The 12,708-nt window shown below is 58.1% G+C and carries 13 protein-coding genes; 5 read left to right on the top strand and 8 right to left on the bottom strand.

What is annotated here, in order from left to right; translation table 11 throughout:
* Window positions 1-110: 110 nt before the first annotated feature.
* From cyoE to hmpA, 7 genes are all read right to left on the bottom strand, one after another.
* Window positions 111-998, bottom strand: coding sequence for a heme o synthase (gene cyoE / locus KUF73_RS04765; protein ID WP_007986830.1), 888 nt, complete (start codon window positions 996-998; stop codon window positions 111-113).
* An 11-nt stretch (window positions 999-1,009) separates the two neighbouring features.
* Window positions 1,010-1,354, bottom strand: a complete 345-nt coding sequence (gene cyoD, locus KUF73_RS04760) for a cytochrome o ubiquinol oxidase subunit IV (protein ID WP_218436920.1) — start codon at window positions 1,352-1,354, stop codon at window positions 1,010-1,012.
* Window positions 1,354-1,980 carry a cytochrome o ubiquinol oxidase subunit III gene (locus KUF73_RS04755; protein WP_218436919.1) on the bottom strand — a complete coding sequence of 209 codons (627 nt, stop codon included), beginning with the start codon at window positions 1,978-1,980 and terminating at the stop codon, window positions 1,354-1,356. Before KUF73_RS04755 ends, cyoD begins: the two co-directional genes overlap by 1 nt.
* Before the next feature lie 3 nt (window positions 1,981-1,983).
* On the bottom strand, window positions 1,984-4,014 hold the full coding sequence (gene cyoB, locus KUF73_RS04750) for a cytochrome o ubiquinol oxidase subunit I (RefSeq protein ID WP_218436918.1): 2,031 nt from the start codon (window positions 4,012-4,014) through the stop codon (window positions 1,984-1,986).
* A 3-nt stretch (window positions 4,015-4,017) separates the two neighbouring features.
* Window positions 4,018-4,953, bottom strand: a complete 936-nt coding sequence (gene cyoA, locus KUF73_RS04745; protein WP_218436917.1) for a ubiquinol oxidase subunit II — start codon at window positions 4,951-4,953, stop codon at window positions 4,018-4,020.
* An 805-nt stretch (window positions 4,954-5,758) separates the two neighbouring features.
* Window positions 5,759-6,268: a disulfide bond formation protein B gene (locus KUF73_RS04740; RefSeq protein ID WP_218436916.1), complete on the bottom strand. Its 510-nt coding sequence runs from the start codon at window positions 6,266-6,268 to the stop codon at window positions 5,759-5,761.
* Between the two features lie 245 nt (window positions 6,269-6,513).
* Window positions 6,514-7,695, bottom strand: a complete 1,182-nt coding sequence (hmpA, locus tag KUF73_RS04735) for an NO-inducible flavohemoprotein (protein ID WP_218436915.1) — start codon at window positions 7,693-7,695, stop codon at window positions 6,514-6,516.
* A gap of 156 nt (window positions 7,696-7,851) precedes the next feature.
* Between hmpA and norR the strand changes: the two genes are divergently transcribed.
* The 5 genes from norR (at window position 7,852) to KUF73_RS04710 (ending at window position 12,288) form a co-directional block, all read left to right on the top strand.
* Window positions 7,852-9,402 (top strand): nitric oxide reductase transcriptional regulator NorR, encoded by a 1,551-nt coding sequence (gene norR, locus KUF73_RS04730; RefSeq protein ID WP_218436914.1) that lies wholly within the window; start codon window positions 7,852-7,854, stop codon window positions 9,400-9,402.
* Between the two features lie 179 nt (window positions 9,403-9,581).
* Window positions 9,582-10,484 (top strand): chemotaxis protein, encoded by a 903-nt coding sequence (locus tag KUF73_RS04725; protein ID WP_218436913.1) that lies wholly within the window; start codon window positions 9,582-9,584, stop codon window positions 10,482-10,484.
* A 27-nt stretch (window positions 10,485-10,511) separates the two neighbouring features.
* Complete coding sequence (locus tag KUF73_RS04720) at window positions 10,512-10,970, top strand: GNAT family N-acetyltransferase (protein ID WP_218437431.1); 459 nt, start codon at window positions 10,512-10,514, stop codon at window positions 10,968-10,970.
* A gap of 158 nt (window positions 10,971-11,128) precedes the next feature.
* Window positions 11,129-11,455 carry a hypothetical protein gene (locus KUF73_RS04715; RefSeq protein ID WP_218436912.1) on the top strand — a complete coding sequence of 109 codons (327 nt, stop codon included), beginning with the start codon at window positions 11,129-11,131 and terminating at the stop codon, window positions 11,453-11,455.
* Between the two features lie 83 nt (window positions 11,456-11,538).
* Complete coding sequence (locus tag KUF73_RS04710) at window positions 11,539-12,288, top strand: YkgJ family cysteine cluster protein (RefSeq protein WP_218436911.1); 750 nt, start codon at window positions 11,539-11,541, stop codon at window positions 12,286-12,288.
* A 147-nt stretch (window positions 12,289-12,435) separates the two neighbouring features.
* Here KUF73_RS04710 and KUF73_RS04705 read toward each other — a convergent pair whose 3' ends face one another.
* A complete protein-coding gene (locus tag KUF73_RS04705) occupies window positions 12,436-12,693 on the bottom strand; it encodes a hypothetical protein (protein WP_218436910.1) in 258 nt (85 codons plus the stop codon).
* Window positions 12,694-12,708 lie beyond the last annotated feature (15 nt).

The raw sequence follows: 12,708 nt of genomic DNA, 5'->3' as shown, positions 1-12,708 counted from the left end.
GATTGCGGTGATACCCGAAACATTGGCGGCAACACGGTCCAACAGAAAAATCCAACAAAAAGCCCCGCTCTTCTCTCGAAGGCGGGGCTTTTCAATTCAGCATCTAAACCTTAAGGCGCGTAAGTCAGCAACAACTCAGTCGGCACTTTAAAATCCAGGGACATCATCACGCTCAACGCGGTAATGGTGAAGATCGAGAACACGAACAGCTTGCGTGCCCAGACCGTGTCATCCACTGCCTTGTAGCCGGTCCAGGCCATGTACAGCCAGTACATGCCCATGGCCGCGGCGACGGCGAGGTAGCTCATGCCGGCGTAGCCGCTGAAGGTCAGCATCAAGGTCGCCACGAGGAAGGCCAGGATGTAGATCAGGATGTGCTTCTTGGCCACTTGAATCCCGCGCTTCACTGGCAGCACCGGAATCGATGCGGCCAGGTAATCGTTGAAGCGGAAGATCGCGATGGCGTAGGAATGCGGCATCTGCCACAGGCTGAACATCACCAGCAGGGTCAGCGCGGCCATGTCGAAGGTGTTGCTGACGGCGACGTAACCGATCACCGGCGGCATCGCGCCCGACAGACTGCCCACCAGCGTGCCGTGAACCGACTTGCGCTTGAGGTACAGGCTGTAGAAGCCGACGTAGATGACGAAACCGATGACGGCGAACAGTGCGGCCAATGGATTAGCCACCTTGTACAACAGTGCAACGCCGGCGACACCGAGGACGGTCGCATAGATCAGGGCCAGTTTCAGGGAGATCAAGCCCTGGACCAGCACCCGGTTCTTGGTGCGCTCCATCTTCAGGTCGATGTCGCGGTCGATGCAGTTGTTGAACACGCAACCGGAGGCAACCACCAGGGACGTGCCGATCATGGCGGCCAGGAAGATGGCCAGATCAACATGCCCTTTCGAAGCAAGGAAAAATCCGCCTGCCACCGAAAGCACGTTACCGAAAATGATCCCCGGTTTGGTGATTTGGATAAAGTGCTTAAGGGACATGCGGACTTACCTCACTTCGCCATCATGAACGTGTGGATGCTGAACATGATCCACAGCGACAGACCAACCAACAGGACAATCACGATCGCGGCGAAGACAAACGCAATCACGTTGTTTCGCTGTGCGGCCGAACGGTCCAGGTGGAGGAAGTACACCAGGTGCACCAGCACCTGGATGACTGCGAACGCGACGACGACCATCAGGGTGACCGACTTCGGCAGCGTCGGGTACATCACCAGACCGAACGGGATCAGGGTCAGGATCACCGACAGGATAAAACCGATGCCGTAGGACTTGACGCTGCCGTGGCCGGCGTCGTGGCTGTCGTGGCCGTGTTGGGAATGAGCGTTAGCCATTACATAGTCCCCATCAGATAAACAACGGTGAATACGCAGATCCACACAACGTCCAGGAAGTGCCAGAACAGGCTCAGGCAGCTCAGACGGGTCTTGTTGGTCGCCGTCAGGCCGTTTTTCTGAACCTGATACATCATGATCGCCATCCAGATCAGACCGCTGGTCACGTGCAGACCGTGGGTGCCGACCAGGGTGAAGAACCCGGACAGGAAGCCTGAACGGCTAGGGCCGTAGCCTTCGGAAATCAACATGTGGAACTCGTTGATTTCCATGCCGATGAAGCCGGCACCGAAGACGAAGGTCAGGGCCAGCCAGCCCAGGACCTGCTTCTTGTTACCACGGAAGAACGCCAGCATGGCGAAGCCGTAGGTGATCGAACTGAACAGCAGCAGAGCGGTTTCGCCCAGTACGTATGGCAGTTCGAAGATGTCGTGGCCCGACGGGCCACCCGCTACGTTGTTAACCAGTACCGCGTACGCTGCGAAGATCGACGCAAACAAAATGCAGTCGGTCATCAGGTAGAGCCAGAAACCGAATACGGTCATCTCGCCCGAGTCGTGGTGATGGTCATCGTGCCCATGTCCATCGACATGGGTGTGTCCAGCATTGGTCACTAAGTTCGACATGATTTAAGCCTGTTCCAACGAGGTTTCAACACGGGTGGCAGTGGCTGGGACTTTCCCGGCTGCTACCAGACGCTTGTGCTGCTCGGCTTCGATGCGCTCGATCACGTCGACCGGCACCATATAGCCTTGATCATCACGAGCCGCGTGGATCACGAAGTAGATCACGGTGCCGGCAAGTCCAGCGATTGCCAGCCACCAGATGTGCCAGATCATCGCGAAACCGAACACGGTCAACAGAGCACCCATGACCAGACCGGTCGCGGTGTTGTTTGGCATGTGGATCGGTTCGTACTTGGCCGGGGCCTTGTACGCAGTACCGTTTTCTTTGGCTTCGGTGAACGGGTCGATACCGTCAGCTTTTGGCAGTACAGCGAAGTTGTAGAACGGTGGTGGCGACGAGGTCGACCATTCCAGGGTATGGGCATTCCACGGGTCGCCGTGTTCGCACATGTTTTCTGGCTTGTTGCGGTCACGCACGCTGACGTAGAGCTGGATCAGCTGGCAAGCGATACCCACGGCGATCATCACCGCACCGAACATGGCGACGTACAGGTACGGCACCCACTCAGGGTTGGTAGTGGCGTTCAGACGACGGGTCATGCCCATGAAGCCCAGTACGTAGAGCGGCATGAACGCGACGAAGAAGCCGGTGATCCAGAACCAGAACGCTGCCTTGCCCCAACCTTCGTGCAGCTTGAAGCCGAACGCTTTAGGGAAGTAGAAGCCGAAACCAGCGATGTAGCCGAATACCGCGCCGCCGATGATCACGTTGTGGAAGTGAGCGATCACGAACAGGCTGTTGTGCAGAACGAAGTCAGCACCCGGAATGGCCAGCAGTACGCCGGTCATGCCGCCGATGGCGAAGGTCACCATGAAGCCCAGGGTCCAAAGAACCTGGCTGGTGAAACGCAGACGGCCTTGGTAGATGGTGAACAGCCAGTTAAATAGCTTCACACCCGTCGGGATAGAAATCAGCATCGTCGCCAGACCGAAGAAGGCGTTGACGCTGGCACCCGAACCCATGGTGAAGAAGTGGTGCAGCCAAACCATGAAGCCCAGGATCGAGATTGCGCCCGATGCGTAGACCATCGAGTGGTGACCGAACAGACGCTTGCCAGTGAAGGTCGAGATGACTTCGGAGAAGATCCCGAACGCCGGCAGAATCAGGATGTAAACCTCGGGGTGACCCCAAGCCCAGAACAGGTTGACGTACATCATTGGATTGCCACCAAGTTCATTGGTGAAAATGTGGAAATCCATGTAACGGTCAAGCGTCAGCAAAGCCAGGGTAGCGGTCAGGATCGGGAACGAAGCCACGATCAGAACGTTTGCCCAGGTGCAAGTCCAGGTGAAGATCGGCATGTCCATCAGCTTCATGCCAGGGGTACGCATTTTCAGCACGGTGGCCAGGAAGTTGACCCCCGTCAGCGTCGTACCTAACCCGGATAGCTGCAGTGCCCAGATGTAGTAATCCATCCCCACGCCAGGGCTGTATTGCAGGCCCGACAGTGGTGGGTAGGCAACCCAACCGGTCTTGGCGAATTCGCCGACGCCCAGGGACAGGTTGATCAGTACCACGCCGGAAACCAGCAGCCAGAAGCTCAGGGAGTTCAGGAACGGGTAGGCAACGTCACGCGCGCCGATCTGCAGCGGCACTGCAAGGTTCATCAGGCCGGTGAAGAATGGCATCGCCATGAAGATGATCATGATCACACCGTGAGCGGTGAAGATCTGGTCATAGTGTTCAGGTGGCAGGTAGCCAGGCGAACCCTCGGTGGCCATGGCCAATTGGGTACGCATCATCATGGCGTCGGCAAAGCCGCGCAGCAGCATGACCATGGCGACGATGATGTACATCACGCCGATTTTCTTGTGGTCGACCGACGTCAGCCACTCGGTCCACAGGTAGGTCCACTTCTTGAAGTAGGTGATTGCAGCGAACAGCGCCAGACCACCCAGCGCGATCATGGCGATGGTCACCATCACGATCGGCTCGTGGAACGGGACCGCTTCCCAACTTAATTTACCAAACATCGTTTACTCCTCTGCCCCGGCAGCTGAATGCGAGTTCATGTCCGTAGCGGCCACTTCTTTCTCTTTCTTCTCGTGCTTCACCTTAGGACCCGGTTTCATGCCTTCGTACTTGTCGACGATGGTCTGGAACAGGTTCGGCGTAACCGAGGAGTAGAGCTCGACTGGGTTGTTCTGGCTCTGCTTGGCAAGGGCTGCGTATTCAGCTTGTTCAAGCTGTTTAGGTGCCTTTTTGACTTCACTTACCCAGGCGTCGAAATCTTCCTGGGAAGTTGCGATCGCTTTGAATTTCATACCGGTGAAACCGGCGCCGCTGTAGTTGGCGGAGATACCGTCCATTTCAGCGTTCTCGTTGGCGATCAGGTGCAGTCTGGTCTGCATGCCCGCCATCGCGTAGATCTGGCCGCCCAGCGCAGGGATGAAGAACGAGTTCATCACGGCGTCGGAGGTGATCTTGAAGTTGACCGGCGTGTGCGCCGGGAACACGATCTTGTTGACCGTGGCAATGCCTTGTTCCGGGTAGATGAACAGCCACTTCCAGTCCAGCGCGACCACTTCAATGGTGATTGGCTTGACGTCGGATTCCAGCGGCTTGTACGGGTCCAGGGCGTGGGTCGACTTGTAGGTGACGTAACCCAGGGCAATGATGATCAGCACTGGCACAGCCCAGACCGCGATTTCGATCTTGGTGGAGTGCGACCACTTCGGCGTGTAGGTGGCGTTAGTGTTGGACGCGCGGTACTTCCAGGCGAACAGGAAGGTCATGACGATGACCGGGATCACGACCAACAGCATCAGCAGCGTTGCGGTGATGATCAGGTTTCGCTCGTCCAGGCCAACCTGGCCCTTGGGATTGAGCAAGGTCATGTTGCAGCCTGACAGCAACAACGTGCCGATCAGGGGCAATAAGCCTAGTAGTCTGGGGTACCTGTTTTTACTCATCTCACGACCTCTAAAGCAGCTTGCGCAATGCAGTTGGGTTTTGATCGCCAACACTTCACCCTGCCAAGGGTTGGCATTTTTCTTGGATTGAATAAGGGCTGGCCCGTCGTGCGTCAGACGCGTTTCGACAAATCCTGGGCTAGCGTTGAGTTCTTATTCGAATACGTGGTCAAAGGCCTTGTTACAGACCAATTCCATTTGGTGCGGATAATTCGAGGCACCGACACCAGGGGGTCGCATGAAGCCACCCGGCCTCTCGACACCCGGTTTCTGCCCATGCACCTGAGTAAGCGCGAACAGAGTCGGGATTTCAGTGCGGCGATTGTAGATATGTAGCGTTTTTTAAACCATGTCTCATCCCGAAATAATTTATATCCCAACAAGTAACAATGCTTACCGGTTTTCGCAAAAGTGGCGCATCTTATCGAAATTAATTCTCAACAAAAACACCAAAAATAGTAGGTCTACCGCCCTCAATTCAGACAGTATCCGTGGCGTTCGAAGTGCTGCCGACCTGGCGTCAGCCCCGATATGACAAGGGCTCTGGCAAATTGCCAGGGCCTGTTAAAACTGCCTGTTCCTGCGTCAGTAGTCCAATATTGGCATTCTGTAAAACAGGCCAATTCCGTGGCTGCACCGCTTACCAATCCGGTGCCTTCGAACCTGCGGCGACACTCAAGATGTGACAACATGTCGCACACGTGCCGCACCTCGATTTCCGCCTGCTCCGGTGTTTTCAGATAGCTTCTGATATGCAAAAAAACGCCCCGATCCTCTCATCAAGGACCGGGGCGTTTTTATGGCTTCAGCGCAACGCTTTACGGTTACGGCTGATAAGCAGTGGCACCAACACCACCACCAGCACAAAAGCGACCAGCGCCCACTGTGCCAGCGACAAACCGAGGATCGGCGGGTATGGCGTGGAGCAAAAACCGTCGACCTGGAAGCCCAGCGGGAAGATCTTCGCCAGCGGCAAACCATCGACAATCGGCTGCAGTACATCGATGCCGCAACTGACCGATGGGTAGAATTGCGTGAAGACGTGATGCCCGGCTACGGCGACGCCTGCCAGCGCGGAGATCACCACCAGGGTTTCAAATATCGTGATGCTGCGACGGGTGCGCATGGCCGCGCCAATGAAGGCGAAGATCGCGATCAACAGCAAGGCATAACGTTGCAGGATGCAGAGCGGGCAAGGTGCCTCGTCCAGAACGACTTGCATGTACAGAGCGCCGCCGATCAGCGCCAGGCAGATGACGCCCAGCAATACCAGATAGCGTCGTTCACGCCCCAACCGCATTGTTTCCTCGCTCATCGCGTTTCCCTTCAAGATATCGATTGCCCGCCAGTCTACACGTTGATCCTGACCTTTGAGAGCCTGGCGCGTATTGCGGGATGTCGCAGGGAATAGACGATAAGCGGGTTAAGAAGGGATTAACTTTTGACGCGGATTTAGCAGATCACTCTTCAAAATCAAAAGATCGCAGCCTCCGGCAGCTCCTACATTGGAATGGAGTTCATCCTGTAGGAGCTGCCGAAGGCTGCGATCTTTTAGGGGGGTTACTCCAGCGCCGAAGCCGGCCCGAAGAACTCATAACGGCTTTGCTTCTCCGGCACACCCAAGGCTTTCAGGTGTCGCTTGATCGCCGCCATAAAGCCTTTCGGACCCAGGAAGTAAGCATCCAGGTCGCGCTCTTCCGGCAACCATTGGCCCAGTTGCTCCAGGCTCAACAGCCCGACCTTGTGCGCTGCCGGGCTGACACCATCGTCTTCGGCGTAGCAGTAGAAGCGCTGGAGTTGCGGGTGACGCTCGGCCAAACCATCAATCCAGTCGCGGAAAGCATGAACGCTGCCATTGCGCGCGCAGTGGATGAAGTGCACCGGGCGTTCGGTTTCCAGCGCCGCTTCGAGCATCGCCAGGGTCGGGGTGATGCCGACGCCGCCGCTGATCAGCACCAGCGGTTTTTCACTGGCGGTCAGGGTGAACTCACCCGATGGCGGGAACAGCTGGATGCTCGACCCCACATGCAGTTGATCGTGCAGGTGATTGGAAGCACGACCGCCGCTTTCACGCTTGACGCTGATGCGGTACTGGCCTTTGTTCGGCAGGGCTGACAGCGAATAGTTACGACGAATTTCTTCGCCATCGAGGATCAGTTTCATGCCAATGTACTGGCCTGGTTCCGCCGCCAGAATCGGACCTTTATCAGCAGGTTCGAAGTAGAACGAGATGATTTCCGCGCTTTCCTCGACCTTGCCCGCCACGATGAATTCCCGCGCCCCGCGCCAGCCGCCCAGCGCTTGTTCTTTCTGGTCGTAGATGCTGGTTTCGGCACCGATCAGGATGTCGGCCAATTGACCGTAAGCCGCGCCCCATGCCGCGATCACTTCCGGGGTGGCGATTTCGTCACCCAGTACTTCAGCGATCGCACGCAGCAGGCAGGTGCCGACAATCGGGTAGTGCTCCGGCAGAATCTGCAGGGCGACGTGCTTGTTGATGATCTTGGCCACCAGGTCGCCCAACTGGTCGAGTTGGTCGATGTGGCGGGCATACATCAATACGCCGTTAGCCAGCGCACGCGGCTGGTCACCGCTGGCCTGGTGAGCCTGATTGAACAGCGGGCGAACTTCCGGATATTCGGAGAGCAGCATGCGATAGAAGTGAGTGATCAGAGCCTCGCCACCGCTTTCCAGCAACGGCACAGTGGATTTGACGATGGCACGGTCTTGGACGCTAAGCATAAAGTGACTCCTGAGCAACGAGGGTTTATTAAGTAATGCTCTATGCTTATCAGTTTCCGTGCCAAGTAATAAACCTTTGAAAATCAACTAGTTAAAAACATGATAGTCATATCGACACAGGCTGATTTATAGTCACACCGACTACATGGAGTCACTATGACTGCAAAATCCCTGCTTACCGCTTTGTTGCCACTGGTCTCGGACCTGTCCCGCGAACTCCCCGAAGGCGAACGCTATCGGCGCCTGCTGGAAGCCATGCGCGCCTTGCTCCCCTGCGATGCCGCCGCCCTGCTGCGCCTCGATGGCGAGTGGCTGGTGCCGCTGGCCGTCGATGGCCTGAGCACCGATACCCTCGGCCGACGTTTCAAGGTCAGCGAACACCCGCGTTTCGAGGCGCTGCTGAGCAGCCAAGGCCCGACCCGATTCGCCGCCGACAGTGAGTTGCCCGACCCCTACGACGGCCTGGTCGATGGCCTCGATGACCACCTGGAAGTTCACGACTGCATGGGCTGCCCGCTGTTTATCGACGAGCGCCCATGGGGGTTGCTGACCCTCGACGCCCTCAATCCGGAGCAATTCGAACCGATCGAACTGGGCGCACTGGAGGCCTTTGCCAGCCTCGCCGCAGCCACAGTCAACGCGGCAGAACGCATCGAACGCCTGAACAACCGCGTCGAGGACGAGCACCAGCGCGCCGAGGTGTACCGTCAGGCCAGCGGCCAGCAGAATCGCGAGATGATCGGCCAGAGCAAAACCCACAAACGCCTGGTGGAAGAAATCAACCTGGTGGGCGGCAGCGACCTGACCGTGCTGATCACCGGGGAAACCGGGGTCGGCAAAGAGCTGGTGGCCCAGGCCATCCACGCCGCCTCGCCCCGCGCCGACAAACCGATCATCAGCCTTAACTGCGCCGCATTGCCGGACACGCTGGTAGAAAGCGAGTTGTTTGGCCACGTGCGTGGCGCCTTCACCGGCGCGATGAATGATCGGCGCGGCAAGTTTGAACTGGCCAACGGCGGCACGCTGTTTCTCGATGAAGTCGGCGAACTGTCACTGACGGTGCAGGCCAAATTGCTGCGCGTGCTGCAAAGCGGTCAGTTGCAGCGACTGGGTTCGGATAAAGAGCATCAAGTCGACGTGCGACTGATCGCGGCAACCAACCGCGACCTGGCCGAAGAAGTGCGCAGCGGCCGTTACCGCGCCGACTTCTATCACCGTCTCAGCGTCTATCCATTATTAGTACCGGCACTGCGTGATCGTGGGCGGGATGTGCTGTTGCTCAGCGGTTACTTCCTGGAACAGAACCGCTCGCGCATGGGCCTCAACAGCCTGCGCCTGAACGCCGATGCCCAGGCCGCATTACTGGCCTACGACTGGCCTGGCAATGTGCGGGAGCTGGAACACTTGATCGGCCGCAGCGCGCTGAAAGCGCTGGGTAATTGCAAAGAGCGACCGAAGATTCTCAGCCTGAGCGCCGCCGACCTGGATTTGCCCAATGGCAGCGTCGAGGTCAGCCCCGAGCAACCGGCCGCAGCCGCGGTGGCGTTGGTATCGGGCGACTTACGCGAGGCCACCGAGCGTTATCAACGCCTATTGATCAGTGCATGCCTGGAACGCCACCACAACAATTGGGCGAGTGCGGCGCGGGAACTGGGCCTGGATCGGGCGAACCTTGGCCGGATGGCCAAGCGATTGGGGATGAAATAAAGCAAAAAGATCGCAGCCTTCGGCAGCTCCTACACATAACGCGGCCCATGTAGGAGCTGCCGCAGGCTGCGATCTTTTGATCCACCTATTAAAGCCTGCACCCAACAAGTCGATAACCCGGCATTGATGCTATTGGCGACCCCACAATCGCCCACCACCTTTTTCAACAGAAGGTTTTTATGTCCACCACCAAAGCTCGCGCAGATTCACTTTCGCTTCTGCTGTTTACCTTGCGCAGCGGCAAGTTGATGGCGATCAACCTGCTCAAAGTCAGTGAAATCATCCCTTGCCCGCCGCTGACCAGACTCCCGGAGTCACACCCTCACGTCAAAGGTATCGCCACGTTGCGCGGCGCGTCGCTGTCGGTGATCGACCTCAGCCGCGCCATTGGCGAGCGTCCGCTGGAAGACCCGAACGGTGGCTGCCTGATCGTCACCGACGTCAGTCGCTCCAAGCAAGGCCTGCACGTTCAGGCGGTGAGCAAGATCGTGCACTGCCTGACCACCGACATCCGCCCTCCACCCTTTGGTTCCGGTGGCAAAAGCGCGTACATCACCGGCGTGACCTCGGTCGATGGCACCCTGGTGCAAGTGCTGGACATCGAAAAAGTCATCCACGGCATCGCCCCCGTCCAGATCGAAATGGCGCCGACCGAACTCAGCATGGAAGACGCTGAAATATTGGGCAACGCGCGGATTCTGGTGGTGGATGACAGTCAAGTCGCCTTGCATCAATCGGTCCACACGCTGCGCAATCTCGGCCTGCAATGCCACACGGCCCGCAGCGCCAAGGAAGCCATCGACTGCCTGCTGGATTTGCAAGGCACCGCCCAGCAGATCAATCTGATCGTCTCCGACATCGAGATGTCCGAGATGGACGGCTATGCCTTTACCCGCACTCTTCGCGAAACCCCGGACTTCGCGCACATCTACGTGCTGCTGCACACCTCGCTGGACAGCGTGATGAACAGCGAAAAGGCTCGTCTGGCCGGCGCGAACGCGGTGCTGACCAAGTTCTCTTCGCCAGAGTTGACCCAATGCCTGATCACCGCGGCCAAGGCGGTCGCCGAACAAGGTTATTAAACCTTGGCCGATGACTTTTGCTGGCTGATGCGGCGCAACCTCGCAGAGGTTGTGCCGGCCGTTAACTGGCCAACGGGCATTCAACTGACTCACTACCGGCCCGCACTCGCCGAAGCCGTGCACCGTTTGATGGAACTGGGTTACCGCGATGGCGGCGGCCGTGTGCCCGCGCTGGAACTGTGGCAACAACGGTTTGAAACCGACCCTGAATACGATCCCGGCCTGTGCTTCATTGCCCTGGATGCCGAAGGCGTGGTTGCCGTGTGCCAGTGCTGGACCAGCGCCTACATCAAAAACCTGGTGGTGCATCCACGGGCTCGGCGGCAAGGTTTGGGCCGGACATTGCTGCTGCAGACGTTCAAGGTGTTCCAGCAACGCCGGGAGGGATTCGTGGATTTGAAGGTACTGGAAGACAACCTGCGGGCGCAGCGGTTGTATGAAAGTGTCGGGATGTTTGTGGTCCGCCGGGAGTTGGTACCGAACTGATATCGCGAAAAGATCGCAGGCTGCGGCAGCTCCTACAGGTGCATGCCGATCCAATGTAGGAGCTGCCGCAGGCTGCGATCTTGGCGATGGCCCTCATGGCAAAACTCTTCAGGCATACTCCGAACCCTGGCCACACAAAGACCAAGGACGCCCAATCAATGAAATCCGCAGCCCTCACCCTCCTCTGCCTCACCGCTCTCGCCACCCAGGCCCAGGCCTCCAGCCCCGACGCCTGGGCTGCCTACGACAAAACCGTACTCGCCAGCTGCACCAAGGCCAGCGGCCTGAAAAACGCCACACCGGTCGGCAACGCCGCACAATTCGATGACCGGGTCGGTTACACCGCCCTCCTGCTGCAAGGCCAGTACCCGCAAAAACACATGAAAGGCGCGCAGGGCACCGAATTGTGTCTGTACAACAAACAAAGCAAAACCGCGTACGTCACCGAATGGGACTCGATTCGCCCGGCCGCCAAGGCGAAGTGAGTGGCGCATAACTTGCTTCGATAGCGGCATTCGCGGTGGCAATCTGTCGCCGCTTCATGCCCTCGGATGCGACTGACCGCACAATGAATACGACGTTTTCCTGCGTAGGCTGCGGCAAATGCTGCAACGACCACCATGTACCCCTGACCCTGCCCGAAGCCCGCATGTGGGCAGCCGACGGCGGTCAGGTGATCGTGCTGGTGGAGGCCTTCCTCAGCAACGGCCTGGGTCTGCCGGTGCAGCAGCGCGAACACGCCGAGCGCCGTTCGACACTGGTTCGAAGTGCCGACGCAGATGCCTACGTCGCCATCACTTTTGCCGCGTATAACGTCGGCCCCTGCCGGAATCTTGACGAAGACAACCTCTGCCGCATCTATGAACGCCGGCCGCTGGTGTGCCGCATCTATCCGATGGAAATCAATCCACACATTCCCCTCAACCCGGTGATCAAGGAGTGCCCGCCGGAGTCCTGGGAGAAAGGCCCGGAGCTGATTGTCGGCGGCGAGCTGGTGGACCGGGAGTTGGCGGAGCTGATCCAGCGTTCGCGTCAGTCGGATCGCGATGACATTCAGATGAAGGACGCGGTTTGCGCGTTATTGGGGATTCGGACGACGGCACTGAAGGGGGATGGATTTACCGCTTATCTGCCGGATATGGTCGAGTTTGCCGCAATCATCGACGACCTGGCTGGCCAGACGTTGCCGCAATGGGGGAGCGAATGGTTGTTTCATGTATCGGGGGATGATGTTGCCGAGCAGGTAATGGCGAGCGGCGCGCAGGTGGCGATGGGCACGCCGGAGAATTATTCGTTTATTTCGTTGCGGGTGGCTTGAGCCCGACATTTGAGTTGAATGTTCTGGCCTCTTCGCGAGCAAGCTCGCTCCTGCATTTGACCGAATTCGCTTAGGGGAACGCGATCGAAATGTGGGAGTGAGCCTGCTCGCGAAGACGGCGGCCGAAATCACCGCGCAATCTGAATCTTATCGCTTACCCATCGAACGCCGCGTGCCCGGAGGCGCCATGCCTGGCGTCTTGGTGTGGCCATTCTTGGCGCCGTTCTTGTACCACGGCTGATTGGAGTCTTTCGCTGCAGCGAGCTCGCCTGGTTTGAACGGGAACTTGAACGCCGGGATTGCGGCTTTGGTTTCGCTGTCGGCGCTGGAGTCGACGCTGTCTGGCAGCTCAGCCTGCTCGTCGATCAAGGTGTCGGCGACCGGCGGTTGTTTCGGGGATGTCATGAAAGCTCCGGGTGA

Origin of the sequence: Pseudomonas sp. PD9R (assembly GCF_019200975.1) — a bacterium.
In the GTDB taxonomy this organism is placed as follows: domain Bacteria; phylum Pseudomonadota; class Gammaproteobacteria; order Pseudomonadales; family Pseudomonadaceae; genus Aquipseudomonas.
Note: the sequence above shows the minus strand (reverse complement) of the source record. Positions and strands in the feature narration are given on the sequence as shown.